Raw genomic sequence first — 21,800 nt, 5'->3', positions numbered from 1 at the left:
AATAATTCTGGAGTACACATCTCAACTTTATGCTTTCCTCAAAACATCTATTTCGAAGGATTGCAAATTCTCGGGGAGAGTCACGGTTTTACCAGAGTCCCATTTATTAGAAGCTAAAACAGTCCAGTCCTCTTGGACAATGGGTTCATCTAACTCTAGGGGTTTCTCATAGGCAAAATTGATCAAGATTAGCACCTGCTCAGAGTTTGTCTCTCGCAGATAGGCCATATGTTCGTAAGGGTAATGAATGAGAGTCCGCCAAGTGCCAAACTTGAGAGCCTCACTTTGTGCCCGCACATAGAGCAACTTACGATAAAAGTTCAAGATCGACTCATTGTCTTTTAAGGTGGTCTCTACATTGATTTCCGGGTAGTTGGCATGAACGGGTAGCCAGGGTGCGACCTCTTTACCAAAGCTAAATCCAGCATTGGCCGAAGCATCCCATTGCATTGGGGTGCGAGAGCCATCTCGATTGGGAGGCAGCTCTCCCGTTGGACTAGCTACTATCGCCTGATCGCGCTGTAGTTCGGGGGGGATATCTTGGTTGTCAACCATGCCAATTTCTTGGCCATAGTAAAGCACAGGCGTTCCCCGCACCGTTAAGAGTAGGGTAGCAGCGGCCTTGGCAATTTCCGTGGGATTGGTGCACAAGGCACATTCAATCCAGCGAGACAAATGGCGAGGTAAATCATGGTTATCCAGAAAATAGGTGGGCCAAGCCCCAGCTGGGGTAATCCGCTCTTTCTTCTCGATCTCCCGTTGTAAATAGCCGGGATACCAAGGGCTGAATGGGAATTCAAAGGCAAAGGGGAGATGCAGTTCATCATTGTTGACCCCATAAAAGCTATTGGAGTCATACAAACGGCTGTCGATAAAAGTCTCCCCGATCAAGACCCGATCTTCGTACTCGTCCATGAGGGCGCGAATTTCCCGGATAATTCCATGATTGTCGGGCAGATCTTTGTCGTAGAGGTGATCTTGGTTATAGTAAGCATTCTTGTCGGTTGCCCCAAATTTGACGGGGTTATCTCGATAATATTGGTCCTTGCTATACACACTAGAGGCATCTAATCGAAAGCCGTCAATGCCCATGTCTAGCCAGTAGCGCAGCATGTCATAAATGGCTGTCTTGACCTCGGGGTTGCGCCAATTTAAGTCAGGTTGGTTTTCGTTGAAAACATGAAAGTAATATTGCTGGCGATCTTCATTAAACGTCCACCCGGTTCCCCCAAAATAGGACAGCCAGTTATTAGGAAGTCCCTCTTTATAGCCAGGATCTTGCCAGAGGTACCAATCGCTTTTGGGATTGTCCTGGCTAGCACTGGATTCAATAAACCAGGGATGCTGATTGGAAGTATGGTTGAGCACCATATCCATAATCACCCGGATTCCTCGGATATGGCATTGCTCTATCAGTTCTTGGAATTCTGCTAAGGTGCCGAAGGTAGGGCAAATATCGCGATAGTCGCTGATATCGTAGCCGTTATCCACCATCGGTGACTGATTGACCGGAGACAGCCATATGGCATCAATGCCTAAGTCAGTCGTATTATCGGGATCTCCATCGTTTAGGTAGTCTAGCCGTTGAATAATTCCCCGTAAATCCCCGACGCCATCCCCGTTCCCATCGGCAAAGGTGAGGGGGGTAGATCTGATAAATGACTCCCCCTTGCCACCACTTGTGATTGGCATCTATTGCTGCGGGCATGAAGCTCTTCCTTGATATAAATAACAACACCCAAACTTACAGTCAGGCAATACCTGACTGTAAGAATGCGCCAAAAAATTTCAGAGTGATTGAGAGACTTTCCAACCCTAGGAGAGTTTGGTTAACAGTCCCAAGAACTTAATGGTTCTGGCTGTTAGTAAAGTTCGACGGTAAGCATCTGCAGCCTGTTTAATGGCAGATGCCTGGGTGGGATAGGGGTGGATGACGCTTGCCATACTTCCCAATCCCACTTTGCCAATCATGGCCGTTGTAATTTCACTGATCATTTCACCAGCATGACGGGCAACGATGGTGGCTCCGATGATTTTGTCTGATCCCTTGGCCAGATGAATTTTGACGAAACCTTCTTCTTCCCCATCCGCGAGGGCTCGATCCACATCATCAAACAGGATCTTAATAGTGTTGACATCCATGCCCTGATCCTGGGCTTCCCCTTCATATAAGCCGACATGGGCAATTTCAGGATCCGTGAACGTCACCCAGGGCATAACCAGATCGCTGAGTTTGTACTTACCAATGCCAAAGGGGGAAAATAAGGTATTTTTGAGGACGATGCGGGCAGCAGCATCGGCAGCATGGGTAAATTTCCAGTTCATGCAGATATCCCCAGCTGCATAAATTTTAGGATTTGTGGTTTGAAGGTGATCGTTGACGGCAACGCCTTTGCGGCTATCATACTCAACCCCAACAGCTTCGAGATTTAATCCATCGACATTGGGAGCACGACCTGCACCGGCCAATATTTCATCGACGACAATGGATTCTGCTCGACCATCGCAAATGAAGTGAATCACTTTCCCTGCGGGAGTTCGTTCAACTCGCTTCATTTGGCAGCCTAACACCAGCTTAATGCCTTCTTTGAGAAAGGCTTGCTGCACAATATCTGCAGCATCGGCATCTTCTTTATTCAAGAGATGGGAGCCTCTGTGGAAGAGCACCACTTGACTGCCTAAGCGGTGAAAGGACTGGGCGAGTTCACAGCCAATGGGTCCACCCCCAATCACGGCAAGGCGCTTCGGAAGTTCCGTTAGGGAGAAAACCGTTTCGTTGGTGAGATACCCGGCTTCCTCAATCCCTTCAATTCGGGGCCTGACTGCCCTTGCACCTGTGGTAATCACGGCCTTTTTAAACCGGAGGGTTTTTCCATCTACGGATACCGTATTGGGACCTGTAAATTTGCCCTCTCCCAAATACATGTCTACCCCAGACTTAGCGGCAGCAGCAGCTGAGTCCACGGGACTAATGCGAGCACGAACCTGACGCATCCGCTCCATGACCACTTGAAAGTCGACATCTATCTGGGCTGGCGGATGAATCCCATAGGGCTCAGAGTCCCGCATATCAGCGACGACACGAGCAGATCGGATTAGGCACTTGGAGGGCACGCAACCTACATTTAAGCAATCTCCTCCCATCAAGTGCTTTTCGATTAAGGCGACCTTAAGGCCGACGCCTAGACCTGCTGCGCCCTTCGCAGTGACTAAACCCGCTGTTCCCGATCCAATCACAACCAGGTCATAACATTCAACTGGGGTAGGATTCACCCAATCTGGAGGATGAACGTTATTGATGAGCTTGCGATTATGAACATCCATGGGGGGGATGTTCACACCAGAAAAAGAAGATTGTGTCATGGATTGCGAAAACTCCTCAGGATTAAATAGGTATAGAAACGAAAAACTCTTTCCCAGACCAGTCAAAATCAACGCAACCATTATGCAGATAAATTCTAAGAATCTGCTGAGAGCTGGGCTGCGTAGATGGCGGAACCCATTAGCCCTACTTTGGGATTGAGCACGACATGAATCGGAACTTTATGGAGGAGAGGACTCACTCGTCCCTTAGTCTGAAATGCTTTGAGGAATGCCCCTGTCTGAAGTAAGGGCAAAATTTTAGCTGCTACGCCCCCAGCAATGTACAGCCCTCCATAGGGTAGAAGCTTTAATGCTAAATTTCCAGCTTCAGCCCCATAGGCTTCGACAAAGAGGGCCAAGGTTTTTTGACAGAGGGGATCTGTGCTCTGCAATGCGGCTTGTGCGATCGCAGCTGCCGGATCAACTAAATGATCGGGTTGATCCCCTCTTTGCTCCCAAGCTTGAAAGACCTGGGCCATCTCAGATGACTCTGGATGCTGACCTAAACTCCGCAGAAATCGATAGACCGAGACAATCCCTGTGCCAGACACGACCCGTTCCACAGAAACCCGTTCTAGCTTCATATTCTCTCGCAAGAAATCAAGGAGTTGAAACTCAATAGGCGTGCGGGGGGCAAAATCTGCATGGCCTCCTTCACTGGGAAAGACATGATAGCCTTTAGCATCTGGTATCAGGAATCCTTCCCCTAAGCCAGTACCGGCGCCAATGACGGCAATGGGTGCTTTTGGGTTTGCAGGTGCAGCCTGCAGCGTCGCAATGTCTTGCTTTTCTAAGCCCAAAATGCCATATCCCACTGAAGCAAAGTCATTGATCAAGGCAACATGATTGATACCAAATTCCGACTCCAGACGACGAGCATTCAAAGACCAAGATAAGTTAGTGAGCTCTGAGGTGTCATCGATGACAGGGCCAGCAATGCCAAAACAGGCTGCTTGGGTTGTAGTTCCTGCCTCGGATTGGGCCAGAAACTGCTCAATCATAGGGCTTAAGTCTGAAAAGTCCTGACTTGGGTAAGTCTGTTCAGATAGCGTTGTCAGTTGGGGAATAGAGTGTTGGGAAAGCGATGGTTCTGCTTTGACTAGGCGCAGAATGGTTTTAGTGCCTCCAATATCCCCAGCAAGAATGGTTTGCATAGTCTCCCCTTGGACTTAACGGTTCTCGGTCTTCTTGCGATGGTACCCCTAAGCTTTTGTGAGGGTGACAACTCTAATTTAAGCTTGCAAAGGATAATAAGAAATGGCGAAAGAACCCGTTTAATTGTGTAATGAACAGTATTAGAAATCTATCCCATCTAATATACTCCTCTCCATTCTTTTGTCGGCATCATAGGGTTTTACTCTGAGAAAACCATGATGTTTTCCTGAAAAGATGAAAGAACTAATCTGAGAAGAGTTAGAGGGTTTGCTGAGAAACCTGAGAAAGACTGGGTGAAAAAGCTGCTTAGGAACAGAGCTGAGTATGGACCAAGTACAGGTGATACTTACACAAAAGCATCCAAAGACCACATTATCCTTGGATACTCAAGTTAAGCTAATCCTGTTCGAGAAAAAGTAAACCCCGAAAAAGAATAGCGACGTTAGCAAAAACTAATCTGAAGCGGTGGCTGTATTATCAGAAGAATTATTAGATTCCTGATTCTCTCCGTTTTGATTGTCCGAAGTGGATTCTTGACGATTAGAATTATACTGACGTCGACCAAAGCGGCCAGAGCCTGAACGCTTACGAAACTTTCGGGCATAAGCTTGATTTCGCAAGGCTTTTTCTTTCTTTAGGTTGCGGCGCTTAGCCATAAATACCTCAACAAGGACGATGGACTTCGAATCTTGGTGGACTACATGCCACCTAACCGAAAGGAGATGAAGTCGGCGGAACAATTTATCGTATCACATCCATGAATTCATCGGTTTCACTTCACCATATTTCCCAAATCTATAGCCAAGTACCAGCGGTTAACGGTCTATCTTGAGCAATTAATTTGGAGAAATATACGGCACTCTAGCAGGCCTCAAAAAGCAGCATAGAGAGGGGCTACTGGTTAAACAGGTAGAAGAAAGTAGCCTTTCTCAATGGGATGATCAATTTTTCCCCACCCCAGATGCAGCCCAAGACACTCTAGAGCATCAAAACGATCGGGTGGGGATGATTTCGTCCTGCGAACCTAGATGATATTTTGGTGGAACTGACGGGACGCAATTTGGATTAAAATCCTTACCTATGGTTGCGATCGCGAGCAGAAAAGCTATCATTGGCGCAATACAGATTGTCTTTCCCCCTGCATTGATCGAGGAGCATTTATTGTGGTTGGCACTACTGAAACAGCCGCATCCACCCGTTTAGCAACGGTGATTGAGGCCATTCTCTACCTAAAAGCCCAACCGTTGACCCTCAGCAAAATTGTGGAATACGCTCAATGCGATCGCGATGATGCTGAAGATGCCTTGATCGAACTGATGCAAGATTATGCCCACCGGGATAGTGCCCTAGAAATTGTTGAAACCGATGTTGGCTACAGCCTCCAACTGCGTCAAACCTATAAAAGTATGGTGAATACGCTGGTTCCTGTTGATATAGGAGTTGGAGCCTTAAGAACCTTAGCTGCCATTGCCTTAAAAGGTCCCATTGCCCAAACCGATCTGGTGGAATTGAGAGGATCAGGCGCCTATCAGCATGTCCATGACCTAATGGATCAGGGATTTGTGCAAAGACGTCGTCTATCGACTGGACGGTCTTACCGAGTGCAAGTGACCAATCAGTTCTATCAGTATTTTGAGATTGACCAGCTCCCCAAAATCTAACGTTGCCCAAATCCTACTTTTGTAGTTAAGGCAACCGCTTTTTCTAATTGAGATTGCTAAATTTGCAAAGGCTGGCAAACTTAGCTGAGCATCAAACCATACCTAACCCACGATTGTTTGGTTGATTTGTCAGTAGATCAGGAGATATTGATTCACCTGTGTGATCCTTCAATATCTACCCATTGTTAAGGATATAGACTCTGTATGTTATGCGACACATGTCAGAGAAATCGGACCTGTATACCCCTTGCCCTGGCCCGGACTGACTCAACCCTTCTCCACCAACTGGACACACTACAGCAGTGTGATCTTCAACTCATTCCACCTCACCCCCAGAAGACTAGCCTCCGCCAAAGGATGGGGAAACCCTATCAACACCTGAAAAATCTATTTCTGTTTTGTACCTCTTCGGTTTACCATAGGTTTTTGGTTAACTCCGGTTAACGAATGGTGAAAGCTAAGTTACTATCTTCTAGTAGAGTGCAGGGATATGCGCTAGATCGTTATCCCCTAACATACTAGGTGAACAGATTTGATCTTCCTCCTTGGCATGCTGGACCTAGACTAAAGCGAGAATCCAACCCAAATTTTGTTCTTATCCCATAGGAACCTTGGCTGTTGGAACATTTGTTTTAGTCTTTTGTCGTTGTATTTACCTGGGAAGGATGTTTTCATCAGAATCTTGAACTGTTTCACCAGAAAGTTGTTGATATTCAGGGATTGCAGCGATCGGCTCTATGCAGTTTTTCGCAAAAGAATGTATCTGTTTGGCTGCCATCAAAATTATTAGGTGATGGGCTTTACATTACGGCCATTTGGTTGGATAACAAACAGGTTGCTCGAAACCCTAAATTCTGCGAAGGAGATAAGTTTTAGTGGAAAAGATCAAGATAGCGATAATAGGGATTGGCAACTGTGCAAGCTCCCTGGTTCAAGGGATTGAGTATTACAAAACCAAAAGCCCTGAAGACGCCATTGGCATTATGCATTGGGACATTGGTGGGTTTAAACCCCACGATATAGAAGTCGTTGCGGCTTTTGATGTTGACGAACGCAAAGTTGGTCAGGACGTCTCTAAAGCTATTTTTTCTGCACCTAACTGCACCACAGTCTTTTGCTCAGATCTTCCCGATAGTGGCGTCAAAGTCTCTATGGGTAAAATCTTGGATGGCTTCTCTGAGCATATGAGCGATCACAAGCCTGAATATACGTTTATCCTCAGTCAGGCAGCAGAACCTTCCAAAGCAGATATTGTCAAAAGTCTTAAAGACTCTGGGGCCGAGATTCTCGTCAACTATTTACCCGTGGGTTCGGAAGAAGCGACGAACTTTTACGCTGAATGTGCAATTGACGCAGGCGTCGGCTTTGTCAATTGCATTCCAGTCTTTATCGCTAGCAATCCTCTGTGGGCCGAAAAGTTTAAGCAAAATAATCTTCCCATTGTTGGAGATGACATTAAAGCCCAACTGGGTGCCACCATTACCCACCGCACGCTATCTGACTTATTTAAGAAGCGTGGCGTGAAGTTAGAGCGGACTTACCAGCTCAATACAGGTGGCAACACAGACTTTCTGAATATGCTTAATCGCAGCCGCCTGGCCTCGAAGAAAGAGTCGAAAACCGAAGCGGTTCAGGCGGTATTGGGTGATCGCCTAGACGATCACGATATTCATGTAGGGCCAAGTGACTATGTCTCCTGGCAGCAAGACAATAAAGTCTGTTTTATTCGTATGGAAGGGAAGCTGTTTGGCGATGTTCCCATGAACATAGAACTGCGCTTGTCTGTGGAAGACTCTCCTAATTCTGCGGGCGTCTCTATTGATGCAATTCGATGCTGCAAACTAGCGCTGAAAGCTAAGAAAGGTGGGATTCTCCACTCTCCCTCATCCTTCTTTATGAAGCATCCTCCTCAGCAGTTCACGGATCAAGAAGCCTATGACATGACCGAAGACTTTATTGCAGGTCGTCGGGAAGACTAAGGAAAATCTTGGTTTTGTAAAAAGAAAAGGCCCTACTAAATTTAGTAGGGCCTTTTCTTTTAGCAGATAACGAGTGAGTTTAATAGGCATCCTGAAGTTCGTAGAAATCTGGACTGATATAGTCCTTACGCAACGGCCAACCCACCCAATCTTCAGGCATAAGGATACGAGTCAGGTTTGGATGACCTTCGTAGATGATGCCATACATGTCATAGGACTCACGCTCTTGCCAGTCAGAGGCTTTATACACCCAATACAGAGTGGGGACGCGAGGATCTTCTCGAGGCAGAAAGACTTTGATTCTGACTTCGGGAGGTTGTTCAGCATTGTCGCTGAGCTTCAGGAGATGGTACATGCTGACTAAATCTTGGCCTGGCCCTGAGTCATATCCGCCTTGGCACAGGAGATAGTTATAGCCGTCATCGACCAAAGCCGTAGCCACATCCACGAGCTGATCGGCAGTCACTTTGACCATTTCTATGCCGAGATGATCGGCTCCTAAGGCTTCAACCGTGAAACCTGCTTGGGTCAGATGTTTGGCGACAGGACCTGCTTCAATAATGGGTGCTGCTTGTTCTTCTGCAACAGATTGTTCGTCTTGCGTTGATTCGGGAGAGGACTCTGCCACCGTTTGCTCCTTTGATATGCACTAGAAAATGAAGAAGAAGTTTTTAGAAAGAAGAAGAGGGAATATCCGATTTCATTAGGACCACTCCAAGGCTCCTTTTCGCCAGGCGTAAACCAAACCCACAATCAGGATGGCAATAAAGATCAGGGCCTCGATAAAGGCTAAAACACCTAGTTTATGGAATGCTACGGCCCAGGGATAGAGAAAAACCGTTTCAACATCAAAAATGACGAAGACTAGGGCAAACATATAGTAGCGAATGTTGAACTGGATCCAAGCTCCACCCACAGGCTCCATGCCAGATTCATAGGTTGTTCGCCGAACAGCCCCTTGATTACTGGGACGAAGGACTTTGGACGCACTGAGGGCTAAGAGTGGAACTAAGCTACACAGTAGTAAGAAACCTAATAGATATTCGTAGCCGCTTAAAGCAAACATATAGTAGAGGTCGGATGTGTTCTCGTCGAGTTCTGTAGAACTATTATAAGGTCAGACTCCCCTATTCCCTGGGTTTAGGAAAATAAACCGAGGCTATGTTTGAGTGTTGTGCGGATCCAGGCTGTTCCTTAGTCCCTCTCGCTCTGAACTCTAGTCGTTATACGGGGCGAAAGGGACAAGGAAATGATGACGGATTTAGCTTTTCCCGGCCTTTGCTTTACGGTGGGAATGCTTCTTATTTCGACCCTTGTGGGAGGGTTTAGCTGAGCGATTTCTAGACCGTTCTTCGTTATCGCACAAACTAATATTCAGCTTCTGCCCCCGGACTCTGACCTGTTTCAGATGTTGAAAAACAGATTTTGGCATGCACTCTGGTAGATATACCGTACTGAAGGTATCAAACAATTTGATTTGACCGATATAGCGAGGAGCGAGGTTAACTTCATTTGCGATCGCACCCACGATATTCTTCGGCTTCACCTCATGTTGGCGGCCCACCTCAATGCGGAATAGCTGCATCTGTTGATGGGAGGGTTTACCCAAATCTGCGGCCCAGTTACTGGTTTGAACGGCATGACCCGCATCTGACGATAAATCTTCTTTGGGGGGGACCAAGGGCTTATCTTTTTGCACTAAATAAGCTAGGGAGGCAGCGATTTCTCGCAAGTTCAAGTCCTGCTCCTGCTGATAATTGGAGATCAGATCTTCAAAGAAACCTAGATCCTGATCTTCGATGGTGTCAGTAATCAACTGCTTGAATTGAACAATCCGACGATCGGCGATATCTGCATGACTAGGGATTTGCATCGGCTGAATAGGCTGGCGGGTGGCCTGCTCAATAGACCGCAGCATCCGCTTTTCCCGAGAAGACACAAATAGGATGGCATCCCCTTGTCTTCCCGCTCTCCCTGTTCGACCAATGCGATGGACATAGGTTTCTGTATCGTAGGGAATGTCGTAATTAATCACATGGCTAATCCGTTCGACATCCAACCCTCGGGCAGCAACGTCCGTGGCCACGATGATGTCTAAACGACCGGCCTTGATCCGTTCAATAGTTTTTTCCCGTAAAGGCTGGCTAATATCGCCGCTGAGGACCGCACTGGAGTAACCTCTAGCCTCTAGTTTCTCAGCCAATTCGGCTGCCATAACTTTGGTGCGAACGAAGACCAGCATTGCTTCAAAGTCTTCAACTTCTAAGATGCGGGTTAGGGCATCGAGTTTGCTGAGGCCTCGAACTTGCCAATAGCGTTGGGTTACCGTCGAAACGGTGGCAGTTTTCGACTTGATTTGAATCTCGACGGGATCCTTGAGATGTCGCTGAGCCACTCGTCGAATCGCAGAGGGCATCGTGGCGGAGAATAGAGCGACCTGCCGCCCTTTCGGTGTTGCGTCTAGGATTTTCTCAACATCTTCGATAAAGCCCATGCGCAGCATTTCGTCGGCTTCATCTAGAACAATAGTTGAGAGGTTGTCTAGTTTGAGTGTGCCTCGCAGGAGGTGATCGATCAGTCGTCCGGGTGTTCCCACAACTGCATGAACCCCGCGACGGAGTTGTCGGAGCTGGGTGCTGATATTTTGTCCACCGTACAGGGTGGCGATATGAAAGCCAGGAAGATGGCGAGCATAGGTCTGCATTGCTTCTGCCACCTGAATCGCTAATTCTCGGGTAGGCGCTAAAACTAAGATTTGAGGATGGGTTTTGGATAGATCCAGTCGGCTCAGCAGGGGTAAAGCAAAGGCTGCCGTTTTGCCCGTTCCTGTTTGGGCTTGGCCTAGTAAATCACGGCCTGCTAATAAAGGTGGAATACTCTGGGCTTGAATCGGAGAAGGGGACTCATAGCCGACTTCTTCAACGGCTTGCAGCAACGGTGGTGCGATCTCAAGATCGGCAAACCGAGAAAGGGTAGGTTGTGACATAGGGAAGTTAAAAAGGTTAGGTAACCAGGCCTGACAGCATCACATCAGATCAAGGAATAGGGACAACGGAGGTACATTGCTATACCCCGGACGCAGTTATGGAAGTCTGGGCCAGCTTGTGGCGACGGGTTGACCCAACTCACTAGCTTACAGAAGACCTAACCATCATAAACGATATAGTTCTGAAATAGGTCCAATGTCATGGATATAAAGGCTATCCTCTTGTATGCCAATCCATTTCTAGCCAATGAGCAATCACTAGGATGACTGCATTGGATAGAATGGTTGAACCTTGTGCTTGAGGATTCCGCTAAATATGGAATAGAAAACTACCGTATTAGATTAAAAATGGGAATGGTTGTTAGCCTAGAACAATCTTGTTTTTGACTTTATTATCGCTATGAACTTTGGGCATCCTAAGGATAGAGAATGCCATTTTTAGTAATGGCATAATTGAGCCCTTAGCAGATGATTATTGGAGACTAGCATGTCCCGGAGCAAACTTTCCTCACTGACCCATATTCGCTACACTGTTCACCAGGATGTGAGTGAACCTGCCCTTCAGCTTTTACAATTCATTGCTCAACAAAAAGGCAATGCAACCTTTCAACAACTTTTAATTAAAGCCAATAATTCCCTAGAGACTTTGGTTGAGTTAATCGAAGAATTAATGGCAATGAAGTTAATTCAAGAAACAGATCCTTCTAAGGTCACTTTTGTTGAAGATCCTTGGGATGGCTCATCCGAAGCTGCTGCTTCTTAACTCATCAGAAGCGTTTTCTTCGACTTTTTTGCTAAGTCCTCCTCATTAGAGACGATTACGGACTAGATAAGGGAGGCTTTTATCGGCTTGCTCCTCTATAGTCGAGATGATTGCAGAGATCAAAATACCTGATTAATCTGCTAATCCCAAATCTATGTAAGACCGAACGATTGTCTGTAATCCTGCACTAAGAGCTCTGAAATCGTCAGATTCAACCTACAATGCGGTAAAAAATTCTCCTTTGAGAAAATTAAAGGAGACAGAATGTCATGCCGCAAGCTATCTCATACGGTTTGGGAATACAATCGTCATGTGATTTTTTATGCTCAATATTGCAAGAAGCAGATTTATGGCCAGGAATAGGTTATTGCTTGGTTCAGGGCTTCGTGATAGGAGCCGGTATCAGGTGAGTGTGATAGAAGAGAAGGCACCTGATACCGGCTCCTATCTCCTATATATAGGCTGATCAGAGTATTCCGCTGAATTATGGTGTGTCGAACGTCGTCGGCTATATGAAGGGTAAAAGCACAATCAACATTGTTTGAGAGTTGGGCAATAGTCGGAATGTAAGTGGCTATAGTCCAGGCTAAAGTGGCTGGCACCTAGCTTATTGGAATCGAGACTGGAATACAGGTGCTATCGTTGCTGTCGCTGAGTGGAATAAATGACCTTATGTAAACACCTTAATTCTTCGGCCAAAGTATTATCTGGCATACCTTCTCCAGCACGCCGATACCAATATCTGGCATTGCTTAAATCTCCTTCGACACGATGTAAGTAGCCATGAATTAGGCAAGATGTTTGGTCTGATTGATGCTCTACCAATTCATGTGCTTCATGCCATTTCCCAGCCATTGCCAAATCCAAAGCATTGATATGCAGGTCAGTCACAGTTCCCCCAGAGATTGACTAAAAACTTTTACCTACTGTTAGTGACGGATTGATTTTTCGCTGTTTGAGTAATTTGTCAATGTATTCTAATCACCTCATAGAATATATTACCTATGAGTAGTAAAAGACATCTTAAATAATCTATTCTTCATTATTGACCTTTTTGCTTGAGATTTTTAATTTTTCTCAATGAAGACTGCTTGCATGATGGGCTTGCTTTAACCTCAGTTTTTCAGGATTTCTGATAAAAAAGATCGAAGTTATCTTGTGCCCTAGCGTCTCTAAGACAGCAATCGTTTCAACTTTGTTTGAGATCGAGAACTGAATCCCCGTTTGGCCATTGACCTGAACTAGATTGAGGGCTGAGATATGGCCCAATTTGCGTTGATACCGATGGATGGCACGGAGGAATCCGCTTACTTTGGCTGCACCCTGAATGGGCTTGAGGGCTGCAACTACATGCCCTCCGCCATCGGACCAGAGGGTAATATCATCAGCTAGATATTGCAGCAAGCCCTCCATCTCTCCCTGTTGGCAAGCCTGCATAAATTTCAGGGTAAGCTGCTGGTGCTGTTCGGGGGAAGACGAAAATCGAGGTCGTGGCTTGGTTACTTGTTGACGGGCTCGGCGAGCAATTTGACGACAATTAACGGCACTTTTCTCAACGATTGGCCCAATTTCGTCGTAGTTATAGTCAAAGATCTCTCGTAATAGAAAAACGGCTCTCTCGATTGGGGAGAGCCGTTCTAGCATGACCAAAAAGGCCATTGTTAAGGAGTCAGCCAGTTCAACTCGATGATGGGGATCGGCTGAGAGATCGGTGACGATTGGTTCTGGAAGCCAGGGGCCAATATATTGCTCTCGCTGAACTTGAGCGGATCGCAAGCGATCGATACAGAGTCGGGTGATGATGGTGGTGAGATAGCTTTTGACAGACCGTACTTGAGATTTTGATACGGTTTGCCATTTGAGAAATGTATCCTGCACCATATCTTCGGCATCCATAACGGTGCCCAGCATCCGATATGCGATCGCAAACAAAAGCGACCGATATTCTAAAAAATCATCCGTTGAGGCTACCGAGTCTTGAGTCCCCATAGACTGACTCCAATACCAATTCCTTCTGAAACAGCTAGCAAGATTGCAGTTATTTGAAATAAAACCCCCAAGGGGGTCGGAGGCAACTGTGAAATATGATCTGGACTGATAACGACAAAGTGGTTGTAAAGCCCAAAGAGCAAAGATCCTGTCATCGATAGTAACAGCACAGTTAATGCCCATTGAACTCGCTGTCTCCAGATCAAAAGTGCAGCAATGATGGGTAGAACTGTAATCACCCCACCAATAAAAATGGCTTGTGGGACTGAGATAGGAACCGGAATCAGGAAGTGGGCTAGGCCATGCAGCGCACTAATCACGGCATGGATAACAACTGCAATTATGACTTGGGTTGTTAGGTTGCTCATGATTCTGTTCAAGCGACAGCTGCAACAGTGTAACTGCCAGGCAAGATTTGAGCTGCAATTGCCAGTCGATTCCAGCTGTTGATAGTCACAATTGCCATTAAAATTTTCGTGACCTCTGCGTCCGAGAAATGTCGACACACTTCGGCATAAACCGTATCGGGGACGGCTTTCTCCGAAATGCACGTTACCACCTCAGTTAAAGCTAGGACAGCCCGTTCTGCTGGAGTAAAAAAGGACGTTTCTACCCAAGCACTCAGGGCATAAAGGCGCTGTTCCGATTCGCCGTCGGCTCTGGCTTCTTTCGTATGCATGTCAATGCAGAAGGCACAGCCGTTGATCTGAGAGGCTCGTGTTTTGATCAAATGCAGCAATGGCGGCTTCAGGCCACAGTTATGGAGATAGGTCTCTAATCCCAACATAGCTTGATAAGCTTTCGGATCGGATTGACTGAAATCGAATCGTTGAGTCATGGGAACGCTCCAAAATGGGTTTCTAAACAGGAGACGAATGAAACCGACAAGCTGTGACAAGTTTGGCTAAATTTTCTGATGAAGGGATCACGATGACTGATAATAAAGTTATGTCGGCAAGGGAGCTAAATCTGTGGGTATCGAAAATCCGAATGCGATCGAGCATCAGAATGTACCACAAGCCCATCAAGGGCTACATGACTTTCTCTACAGTTCGGATGATGAGCATACGGCAGGCACCGCGATTACGCCAACCACAGATCAATCCACAGAAGTCCCTATTCCCATCTCTACTTGGTGTGAAGCTGCAGGCGAGGTCAAGGTTGCAGGCGTTTATGCTGTGTTTGATCAAGCCGGCAGTCCCCAATATGTAAACTATTCCCGCAATGTTTCCTTATCCTTGAAAAGCCATATTTCTCAGCATGGTGAGGATATCTGTGCTCAAGTAAAAGTTCAACCCTTTAAATTTCCCAAACGAGCTGAAATGGAGCAGTTGCGGGATCAGTGGATAGACGCCTTCCCCAGTCTTCCGCCTGGAAATACCGGAGACGGCAAATGGGCTGGGTCGGTTAAAGATGCAGCACTCCAAGCTATGTCGGCTCAAGAACGGCAGGTCTATGAAGAAAAGAAAGTGAAATTGCAGAAAGCAATGGCTCTAGGCGTAGCAAGCAATACCCAGCCCCAGAGCGAAGCAGAACGTCGGCAGGATTTGGAGTCTGCAATTAACGATGATAACTGGAGTGAAGTGATCCGCGAACAAACAAAGGAAACTCGTGCAGAATAGGGTTTGTGGCGGTACGGCTATCTACTGATCTTAGCTAGGTTTTACTCTGACTGAGTAGTTCTTCCCACCTCGCTAGGATCATATCAGTATAGTCTTGGGCACTAATCCCATAGGCACCAATGGCAAACCCATCGTTCATTTCAATCAGAGCGGTTTTGCCAGAATCGAATACACCAAAATCAATCGCGTAACCAGCATAAGCCTCACCCGATTCCCTAAGGATACGGATGGCCTTTTCAACAGTATCTCGATTTACTTGAACCAGCGGATTGCCCTCATAGTGGTGAATCCCTCTGATTTGGGATCGAACAACATAAACTCGATACTCACTGCGCCAATTGACGACTTCCGAACAAATCAGTGGTTCGTATTTTGATACACCTGAAACTTGGGCTAAATCAGACTCAGATTGAAAAATCGCCCCTGTAAATTGCTTTCGACGAGAACAGGGTTTGGCAAAAATGGCAGGATAGTCCCCTTTCTCTAGTCTAATTGCTAGGTCTGATACAGTTGATTGCCAAGTCCGTCGGTGCAAACAATCCTGTAAGCAAATTGGATAGTCATTGGGTTCTGGCCAAGGAATGTTCAGTTGTTTCAACGCCCCCAAAATACAAGGAAGATTGCCGACCACAAGGGTATGTTTACCAAGAGGGAGTTGTCGGCGATGTATACGCTTTTCCGTGAAAAAGGAGTAGGGTATTTTTCTCCGATTTAACTCTTCAACGACCTGTTGCTCTTCTGTTTCTAGTTTTCTATTCCCTAGCTCTTGAATAAAAGCTTTAGTAATCGTTGACATAGGTAAAGAAACAGTGGGATTGCTTCACGCCTGAATGAATTGTCTAGTTTTCCCTGAAGATACATTCATATAACCCTTAAGCTTGTTCAAGCTAAAGCACAGCAACAACTGACTCAATACTTTTATCTAGTCCTAGAGTATTGGTGGGTCCAACTCCATCGAGTTCTTATCTAGATTGAATAGCCGTTTTTACTCCATCATATTCAGGGCGGAATAATCCTTGCTCATGCATCACCTGCTCTAGGCGATCCGCACCACCGATATATTGCCCTCCCAGCCAAATTTGGGGAACGGTAATCGGTGTTTTGGGGCCAACGAGGGGCTTTACCCGTGCCAACATTTCGTAGAGTGAGCGGGGGCTGCGAACCACATCATGGTAAGTGTACTGAATACCTGCTTGGTCTAAATAAGCTTTGGCACGTTTGCAGTGGGGGCAGCTCTCTTTCCCAAATAAATGACTTCTTTGGATCGGGACTTTGCTAGCATAAGCGGCAGTAACGGCTTCTGTCAGTAATCCTCGGTTGAGAGCATGGCCTTGACTAATGACTTTGTCATTCACCATCACAATTGGAGCATGCCATCCGCCTTTGAGTAAGGGCTTCCACCACTCTGATAACCATTCGCGGATTTCTAGTATGACGGGAATGCCTGCTAGCTCATGTTCCAAGGTGTCTAGGATGACATCTTTGGTCAGGGTGCATTCGCCACAAGGAATTTTGACTTTAAAAGGTCCCCATGCTCCTGCCCAACGGTACAAGGTGATGACAACTTCATGGCCTGACATAGTGTGCTCTCGCTATTAACTTCAGAACTATGTCTACTATGGCTACCCTAAAGAAAAATGCACTGAACCCGAGCTTAATGTTTGATGAGATCCTCCCTTTTCTCAATTCAGATATTACAGGATTTGTAAAACGCTCATATTCTTATCAACCCAGTATGGGGGATTGGGCTAGGGTTGCCACCATTCCGTTAGCCATTCTCGGATTTCCGATTCTACTGGAATTCCGACTGTCTTGGTGGTTAACGTGTTTAAAAGTGCATTATCTCTGAGAGGACTGTCTTTACTAGTTATGTTGACTTCAACGGAACTCGATGCTACAGCTCGACGGTATATCTCGATTAAAACAGTAGGGCCTGGCATGGTTTACTCCTGGAAATATCTTCACAGTTATATGTACTATGACTTTCCTAACGGAATGGCTCCTGAAACAGAGATGAATGTTGTGTGAGATTTTCTCCTGCCTGATGAGAATGGAGTACGAATCTTTATTCTGCTTCTTAATGGCTAGTTAGACTAACTGTTGCAAGTATGGGTAAGGGTGATTTGGAGTTGCGATCGCAACCCACTATCCCTAATCGACAGAATCTGCTTGCCAATGCCCAGACTTACCCCCTATTTTTTCTAGCAACTGAATATCGATGATTTGCATGGATTTATCTAAAGCCTTAGCCATGTCATAAAGCGTTAAAGCGGCAATAGACACCGCCGTCAGAGCTTCCATTTCGACACCTGTTTCCGCCTTTGTTTTTACTTTGGCTTGGATTTTATATCCGGGTAACTCTGAATGAGGCTGAATGGACACCTCCACTTTACTCAGTGGCAGGGGATGACAGAGTGGAATCAATTGTGAGGTTTGTTTTGCTGCCATGATTCCAGCGAGGCGAGCAGTGCCTAGCACATCCCCTTTAGGTGCATTCCCTGCTTGAATGGCTGCGAACGTTTCATCGTTCATCTTTACCTGGCCTACGGCAGTTGCTTCCCTTACGGTTGTGACCTTTTCTGAAACATCCACCATTTGGGCTTCCCCTTGGTGATCGAGGTGGGTCAGTGCTGATTGTTGATTCGACATAATTAATAAGGGACTCCTGATGTGGACAGCTTTCACAAGTTGTTCTTGCTATACTGTTAGGCTGTGGTAAGATAATAATCCCTTAGGGGCTTGTAGCTCAGTGGACTAGAGCACGTGGCTACGGACCACGGTGTCGGGGGTTCGAATCCCTCCTAGCCCGTTCCATTCCTAAATTTACAGTAACCCCAGATGATTTATGTCTCTCTGGGGTTTGCTTTTGCCAACGAAACTTCCTTTGGAAAGACAGTCTTGGTCTTAATCACTGTTTGCAAGAAAGATTGAATACAACACTTCATTGCAATTGAAGGGCTAAAGTCAGGCTAATCTATTGGACAAGTACTGTAGTTCTGTTATTAGAGGTAGATATTTTTCTATGCCTTGTCAATCATTGCGATATTCTACGGCTCTATTAAGTACTGCTGCAGCTTTTTTATTGTTGGCAAGTTGTTCTACTGAGAACCCAACTAGTGACAAATCATCTACAAACGATACTTGGCCAGGAACTTGGGAATTTAAAGATCCAGTCAGAGAGGAAAAGGTTACCTTTATATTGCGGCCGGATCGAAAGGTATATCTGATTACCCCCGATCCAACAACAGCCAAGGACAAAGTAATTGAAATTCCACTAGCAAAAGTTTCTGACAAGACAGATTTACCTGAAAATATTAAACCCATTCCCTTGTTTGATGCAGTCACTAATCAGACAGCCAAGCAAGTAGCTAAAGCGCGCGAAAACTCTGCCCAAAGTGCACTTGGTGCTATAAATAGAGCCCAACAGGCTTATCGGCTTGAGAATCCAACCTTTACGACTTCATATAAAGAGTTACAAATGAGACGTTTTGACAACGAATTTTATGATGTTCAGATCGTCTCAGGTGATGTGAACCGAGCTTATGCAACAGCAACAGCCAAACGCTCAGATAATAGGAGCTTTAGTGGTGTAGTCACCATAGAAGACGGTATAACCACAGCTCATATCTGTGAGACGGAATCCGCATCCCAAACCCCTCCTCCCATAAACTGTGAACCATAGGGTAATGATTAGGGTGGGGAATGTGTCCGTGTTTAGGCTAATCCATCGATGAGAGCCAAGACTTGGTGAGCCATTTGTAATTTACTGCATCTAGGAATAGCCACCGGATGTCCGGTTGCATCTATAAACACAGCTTGATTCTGATCGGTGCCAAATCCACTTTGGGGTTGATCAATGGGGTTCGCAACGATGGCATCCAACTGTTTTCGCTCTAACTTATCTTGAGCAGGGGCGATGATATCTCCTGTTTGGGCAGCAAAACCAATCAGTTTCTGGTGAGGCTGTTTTTGCTGTCCAAGTTCCGCCAGGATATCTGGAATAGGTTTGAGGGGTAAGTCCGTGGGTAGAGATTTTTTGGGTAGCTTCTCAGGAAAATAGTGGGCTGGTTTCACATCGCCAACTGCCGCTGCCATAATTGTCCAGTCAGCTTGAGGATATGCTGCTAACACTGCAGCACGCATTTCTCCCGAACTGGTCACGGCAACCGTTTCTAATTGAGGTGTTGTGGGTAATGGAGTTGCTAAGGGACCATGCACCAACTGAACTTCTGCCCCTCGATACCAAGCGACTAAAGCCAGAGCCAGCCCCATTCTTCCTGATGATGGATTACCAATAAACCGAACAGGATCGAGATGTTCACGAGTTCCGCCAGCACTGATCAGAATCCGTTTACCCTTTAGATCCCTTTTGCCCTTAGTCACTAAAAGGGAATTGATGTAGGTCAATAAATCAGCGGGTTCCGCCATCCGACCTTCCCCTACGGTATCGCAAGCTAGCATGCCAGCCGCAGGCCCCAACGCGTGATACCGCTGATCTTCAAGTAATTGTTGCCAATTGCGCTGAACCACCGACTGTTGCCACATAGTGGTATTCATCGCGGGGGCGATCAGGATAGGAGCAGTGGAAGCCAACATGGTATTGGTCAACAAATTATCAGCCAATCCCGTCGCTAGCTTGGCTAAGGTGTTGGCTGTTAAAGGAGCTAGGACTAACAAATCAGCCCATTCGCCCAACTCAATATGTAAAGGGCGAGTGTGGTGAGGTTGCCACAGACTCGCGTCTGCATATGCTGGCTGTCGGCAAAGGGTGGTGATGGTTAAGGGGGTAATAAACTCTTGGGCGGCAGGAGTTAGAATCGCCTTAACCTCAGCACCGGATTTCACCAATGCTGAGATGACTTCACAGACTTTATAGGCAGCGATACCGCCACCGATACCAACTACGATACGGGAAGACACTAGGTCGCTATCAGCTCACAAGTAGGATGGGGATTAGGATTCGTCGAATGCTTCTAGATCTAATAGGTATAGATAAGATTCGGCTAGTTCTGGACGCTGGAAGGCAATCGATCTCAATAAATGCCAATCTTCCAAAGCGGCAAAGGGGGTTTCGTAGTCATCTTCTTCTAACCGCTTGGCGAGCAGAGCTACGTCCTCTTCGGTGAACCCTGAAACTTTTTTGTTTTCACTGTGTGTGACACTCATCAGCTAACCCCCACCTCTGGTATAGACATCTTGGGTAATGTCGTTCAAACAAACCGATCTAGTCACATTTTGGACTTAAATGACCTGTTTGGCTAATTCTTTCCAAGAATGGAAAGAGTAATGAACAAACAACCATATTTCCTACGCCGATCATACCCTTTCTTCATTAAAGACGGTCTGCTTTTTCTTTAGTAGCGATTTATCTATAGAATTCTCAATCAAGATATGTAAAGACCAAGTTCTGTTAGGGAATATCGTGGGCCGAGGCTCTTTCTCTAGGATCAACTTCTCGGCTTACAAAGCCAAAAGACGTGATAGTCTGGCAGCATCAAAAATTTAGTGGCATTCCACTCTTTAGTTTCACCTGTAGACGTCTAGGACTTATTTGCAAATGGCTGTATTGGATTCCAAGGGACGCTTATTCGGTAAAGTCAACCTCTTAGATGCTGGGGCTGTCTTAATCATGTTGCTTGTGGTGGGGGGGATTTTCTTATTCCCAGGACCGTCTGGCACCTTGGCAAATTCCGATGCCAATGTTGAGGTTGATTTATTGGTATTAGGATTGAAAACTCGAAATCCCAAAACTTTGATCAAGGAGGGGGAGAAGGCTAGTTTTAAAATCCGTAACCAACCGATTGGTGAGGTCAAGATTAAGAAAGTAGAATTTATGCCCAGAACCACATTGGCTCCTCAAGCGGACGGTTCTGTCAAAGCCGTTGCCGATCCTAGAGAGGAAGAAAAATTCTCAGTCAATATGATTATCACATTGGAAGGAAAGGGCCAAATGACGGGTAATGGCCCAGTTTTTGGCGGTACTTTAATCAAAGTTGGCCTACCTGTGGAACTAGATGGTGGACTGTACAATTTCAAGCCCAGCGTGATAGATATCCGAGTCCCAGAGGGATAGGATTATTTTGAGGCTGATAGGAGTCGTATTTTGAATTTTAGGACTCTGTTGTGTCTTGAAAGTTGTGAAGATTGATCTCAACTGCTGAGAACTCTTTTTAGGTTGAATCAATGGGCAAAGTCCCAAGTTTAGTAATGTGTCTGAAGTAGATATGAATCCCAAAGGCCAGCTTTCCCCTTAATAGGAGAAGGCTCAAGTTACGTTGCTTG

22 protein-coding genes, 1 tRNA gene and 1 pseudogene are annotated in these 21,800 nt (G+C 46.1%); 7 read left to right on the top strand and 17 right to left on the bottom strand.

Going from position 1 to position 21,800, the window contains the following annotated elements:
• Positions 1–27: 27 nt before the first annotated feature.
• The 4 genes and pseudogenes from HRE53_RS00540 to HRE53_RS00525 all read right to left on the bottom strand — a co-directional run bounded on the left by HRE53_RS00540 (position 28) and on the right by HRE53_RS00525 (position 5,174).
• Positions 28–1,708, bottom strand: a pseudogene (locus HRE53_RS00540) (alpha-glucosidase).
• Between the two features lie 107 nt (positions 1,709–1,815).
• Positions 1,816–3,363, bottom strand: coding sequence for a mercuric reductase (locus HRE53_RS00535; RefSeq protein WP_235108685.1), 1,548 nt, complete (start codon positions 3,361–3,363; stop codon positions 1,816–1,818).
• A 95-nt stretch (positions 3,364–3,458) separates the two neighbouring features.
• Positions 3,459–4,517, bottom strand: a complete 1,059-nt coding sequence (locus HRE53_RS00530; protein ID WP_212661743.1) for a glucokinase — start codon at positions 4,515–4,517, stop codon at positions 3,459–3,461.
• A gap of 453 nt (positions 4,518–4,970) precedes the next feature.
• On the bottom strand, positions 4,971–5,174 hold the full coding sequence (locus HRE53_RS00525) for a hypothetical protein (RefSeq protein ID WP_212661742.1): 204 nt from the start codon (positions 5,172–5,174) through the stop codon (positions 4,971–4,973).
• A gap of 507 nt (positions 5,175–5,681) precedes the next feature.
• Between HRE53_RS00525 and scpB the strand changes: the two genes are divergently transcribed.
• Both scpB and HRE53_RS00515 read left to right on the top strand, forming a co-directional pair.
• Positions 5,682–6,179 carry an SMC-Scp complex subunit ScpB gene (gene scpB, locus HRE53_RS00520; protein ID WP_212661741.1) on the top strand — a complete coding sequence of 166 codons (498 nt, stop codon included), beginning with the start codon at positions 5,682–5,684 and terminating at the stop codon, positions 6,177–6,179.
• An 875-nt stretch (positions 6,180–7,054) separates the two neighbouring features.
• Complete coding sequence (locus tag HRE53_RS00515; RefSeq protein ID WP_212661740.1) at positions 7,055–8,158, top strand: inositol-3-phosphate synthase; 1,104 nt, start codon at positions 7,055–7,057, stop codon at positions 8,156–8,158.
• A gap of 79 nt (positions 8,159–8,237) precedes the next feature.
• Here HRE53_RS00515 and HRE53_RS00510 read toward each other — a convergent pair whose 3' ends face one another.
• The 3 genes from HRE53_RS00510 to HRE53_RS00500 all read right to left on the bottom strand — a co-directional run bounded on the left by HRE53_RS00510 (position 8,238) and on the right by HRE53_RS00500 (position 11,144).
• The gene (locus HRE53_RS00510) at positions 8,238–8,786 is read right to left on the bottom strand and encodes an NAD(P)H-quinone oxidoreductase subunit J (RefSeq protein WP_212661739.1); all 549 of its coding nucleotides are present in this window, start codon (positions 8,784–8,786) and stop codon (positions 8,238–8,240) included.
• 75 nt (positions 8,787–8,861) lie between these two features.
• A complete protein-coding gene (gene ndhC / locus HRE53_RS00505; protein WP_212661738.1) occupies positions 8,862–9,224 on the bottom strand; it encodes a photosynthetic/respiratory NAD(P)H-quinone oxidoreductase subunit C in 363 nt (120 codons plus the stop codon).
• Positions 9,225–9,419: 195 nt separating this feature from the next.
• Complete coding sequence (locus HRE53_RS00500) at positions 9,420–11,144, bottom strand: DEAD/DEAH box helicase (protein WP_235108684.1); 1,725 nt, start codon at positions 11,142–11,144, stop codon at positions 9,420–9,422.
• A 487-nt stretch (positions 11,145–11,631) separates the two neighbouring features.
• On the opposite strand from HRE53_RS00500, the gene HRE53_RS00495 reads away from it, so the two are divergent.
• Positions 11,632–11,907 carry a hypothetical protein gene (locus tag HRE53_RS00495; protein ID WP_212661736.1) on the top strand — a complete coding sequence of 92 codons (276 nt, stop codon included), beginning with the start codon at positions 11,632–11,634 and terminating at the stop codon, positions 11,905–11,907.
• Between the two features lie 636 nt (positions 11,908–12,543).
• On the opposite strand, the gene HRE53_RS00485 is transcribed toward HRE53_RS00495, so the two are convergent.
• From HRE53_RS00485 to HRE53_RS00470, 4 genes are all read right to left on the bottom strand, one after another.
• A complete protein-coding gene (locus HRE53_RS00485) occupies positions 12,544–12,798 on the bottom strand; it encodes a hypothetical protein (protein WP_212661735.1) in 255 nt (84 codons plus the stop codon).
• A 186-nt stretch (positions 12,799–12,984) separates the two neighbouring features.
• A complete protein-coding gene (locus HRE53_RS00480; RefSeq protein WP_235108683.1) occupies positions 12,985–13,896 on the bottom strand; it encodes an RNA polymerase sigma-70 factor in 912 nt (303 codons plus the stop codon).
• A complete protein-coding gene (locus HRE53_RS00475) occupies positions 13,875–14,264 on the bottom strand; it encodes a hypothetical protein (RefSeq protein WP_235108682.1) in 390 nt (129 codons plus the stop codon). Before HRE53_RS00475 ends, HRE53_RS00480 begins: the two co-directional genes overlap by 22 nt.
• 8 nt (positions 14,265–14,272) lie before the next feature.
• Positions 14,273–14,734, bottom strand: coding sequence for a carboxymuconolactone decarboxylase family protein (locus tag HRE53_RS00470; RefSeq protein WP_212661731.1), 462 nt, complete (start codon positions 14,732–14,734; stop codon positions 14,273–14,275).
• Positions 14,735–14,867: 133 nt separating this feature from the next.
• Here HRE53_RS00470 and HRE53_RS00465 point away from each other — a divergent pair, with 133 nt between their 5' ends.
• On the top strand, positions 14,868–15,518 hold the full coding sequence (locus HRE53_RS00465; protein ID WP_235108681.1) for a GIY-YIG nuclease family protein: 651 nt from the start codon (positions 14,868–14,870) through the stop codon (positions 15,516–15,518).
• Between the two features lie 34 nt (positions 15,519–15,552).
• On the opposite strand, the gene HRE53_RS00460 is transcribed toward HRE53_RS00465, so the two are convergent.
• The 4 genes from HRE53_RS00460 to moaC all read right to left on the bottom strand — a co-directional run bounded on the left by HRE53_RS00460 (position 15,553) and on the right by moaC (position 18,167).
• Positions 15,553–16,314, bottom strand: coding sequence for an ATP-grasp domain-containing protein (locus HRE53_RS00460; RefSeq protein ID WP_235108680.1), 762 nt, complete (start codon positions 16,312–16,314; stop codon positions 15,553–15,555).
• A gap of 166 nt (positions 16,315–16,480) precedes the next feature.
• Positions 16,481–17,098, bottom strand: a complete 618-nt coding sequence (locus HRE53_RS00455) for a glutaredoxin (protein ID WP_235108679.1) — start codon at positions 17,096–17,098, stop codon at positions 16,481–16,483.
• 168 nt (positions 17,099–17,266) lie between these two features.
• On the bottom strand, positions 17,267–17,458 hold the full coding sequence (locus tag HRE53_RS00450) for a glutaredoxin (RefSeq protein WP_235108678.1): 192 nt from the start codon (positions 17,456–17,458) through the stop codon (positions 17,267–17,269).
• A gap of 211 nt (positions 17,459–17,669) precedes the next feature.
• Positions 17,670–18,167 carry a cyclic pyranopterin monophosphate synthase MoaC gene (gene moaC, locus HRE53_RS00445; RefSeq protein WP_235108677.1) on the bottom strand — a complete coding sequence of 166 codons (498 nt, stop codon included), beginning with the start codon at positions 18,165–18,167 and terminating at the stop codon, positions 17,670–17,672.
• A gap of 86 nt (positions 18,168–18,253) precedes the next feature.
• Between moaC and HRE53_RS00440 the strand changes: the two genes are divergently transcribed.
• Positions 18,254–18,327, top strand: a tRNA-Arg gene (locus tag HRE53_RS00440).
• Positions 18,328–18,540: 213 nt separating this feature from the next.
• Complete coding sequence (locus HRE53_RS00435) at positions 18,541–19,200, top strand: type IV pilin-like G/H family protein (RefSeq protein WP_235108676.1); 660 nt, start codon at positions 18,541–18,543, stop codon at positions 19,198–19,200.
• Between the two features lie 32 nt (positions 19,201–19,232).
• Here HRE53_RS00435 and coaBC read toward each other — a convergent pair whose 3' ends face one another.
• Together coaBC and HRE53_RS00425 are read right to left on the bottom strand one after the other, a co-directional pair.
• Positions 19,233–20,438, bottom strand: coding sequence for a bifunctional phosphopantothenoylcysteine decarboxylase/phosphopantothenate--cysteine ligase CoaBC (coaBC, locus tag HRE53_RS00430; RefSeq protein ID WP_235108675.1), 1,206 nt, complete (start codon positions 20,436–20,438; stop codon positions 19,233–19,235).
• A gap of 33 nt (positions 20,439–20,471) precedes the next feature.
• Entirely contained in the window at positions 20,472–20,684 is a 213-nt protein-coding gene (locus HRE53_RS00425; protein ID WP_212661723.1) for a DUF2555 domain-containing protein, read from the bottom strand.
• A 391-nt stretch (positions 20,685–21,075) separates the two neighbouring features.
• Here HRE53_RS00425 and HRE53_RS00420 point away from each other — a divergent pair, with 391 nt between their 5' ends.
• The gene (locus tag HRE53_RS00420; RefSeq protein ID WP_235108674.1) at positions 21,076–21,591 is read left to right on the top strand and encodes a DUF4330 domain-containing protein; all 516 of its coding nucleotides are present in this window, start codon (positions 21,076–21,078) and stop codon (positions 21,589–21,591) included.
• Positions 21,592–21,800: the final 209 nt, after the last annotated feature.

This window comes from Acaryochloris sp. 'Moss Beach' (assembly GCF_021497025.1).
In the GTDB taxonomy this organism is placed as follows: Bacteria; Cyanobacteriota; Cyanobacteriia; order Thermosynechococcales; family Thermosynechococcaceae; genus Acaryochloris; species Acaryochloris marina_A.
Note: the sequence above shows the minus strand (reverse complement) of the source record. Positions and strands in the feature narration are given on the sequence as shown.

Coding starts and splice junctions, on each gene's coding strand:
- HRE53_RS00535 (WP_235108685.1), bottom strand. CDS start 3,363: ATGACACAATCTTCTTTTTCTGGTGTGAACATCCCCCCCATGGATGTT.
- HRE53_RS00530 (WP_212661743.1), bottom strand. CDS start 4,517: ATGCAAACCATTCTTGCTGGGGATATTGGAGGCACTAAAACCATTCTG.
- HRE53_RS00525 (WP_212661742.1), bottom strand. CDS start 5,174: ATGGCTAAGCGCCGCAACCTAAAGAAAGAAAAAGCCTTGCGAAATCAA.
- ndhC (WP_212661738.1), bottom strand. CDS start 9,224: ATGTTTGCTTTAAGCGGCTACGAATATCTATTAGGTTTCTTACTACTG.
- HRE53_RS00500 (WP_235108684.1), bottom strand. CDS start 11,144: ATGTCACAACCTACCCTTTCTCGGTTTGCCGATCTTGAGATCGCACCA.
- HRE53_RS00495 (WP_212661736.1), top strand. CDS start 11,632: ATGTCCCGGAGCAAACTTTCCTCACTGACCCATATTCGCTACACTGTT.
- HRE53_RS00480 (WP_235108683.1), bottom strand. CDS start 13,896: ATGGGGACTCAAGACTCGGTAGCCTCAACGGATGATTTTTTAGAATAT.
- HRE53_RS00475 (WP_235108682.1), bottom strand. CDS start 14,264: ATGAGCAACCTAACAACCCAAGTCATAATTGCAGTTGTTATCCATGCC.
- HRE53_RS00470 (WP_212661731.1), bottom strand. CDS start 14,734: ATGACTCAACGATTCGATTTCAGTCAATCCGATCCGAAAGCTTATCAA.
- HRE53_RS00460 (WP_235108680.1), bottom strand. CDS start 16,314: ATGTCAACGATTACTAAAGCTTTTATTCAAGAGCTAGGGAATAGAAAA.
- HRE53_RS00455 (WP_235108679.1), bottom strand. CDS start 17,098: ATGTCAGGCCATGAAGTTGTCATCACCTTGTACCGTTGGGCAGGAGCA.
- HRE53_RS00450 (WP_235108678.1), bottom strand. CDS start 17,458: ATGCCAGGCCCTACTGTTTTAATCGAGATATACCGTCGAGCTGTAGCA.
- moaC (WP_235108677.1), bottom strand. CDS start 18,167: ATGTCGAATCAACAATCAGCACTGACCCACCTCGATCACCAAGGGGAA.
- HRE53_RS00435 (WP_235108676.1), top strand. CDS start 18,541: ATGCCTTGTCAATCATTGCGATATTCTACGGCTCTATTAAGTACTGCT.
- HRE53_RS00425 (WP_212661723.1), bottom strand. CDS start 20,684: ATGAGTGTCACACACAGTGAAAACAAAAAAGTTTCAGGGTTCACCGAA.
- HRE53_RS00420 (WP_235108674.1), top strand. CDS start 21,076: ATGGCTGTATTGGATTCCAAGGGACGCTTATTCGGTAAAGTCAACCTC.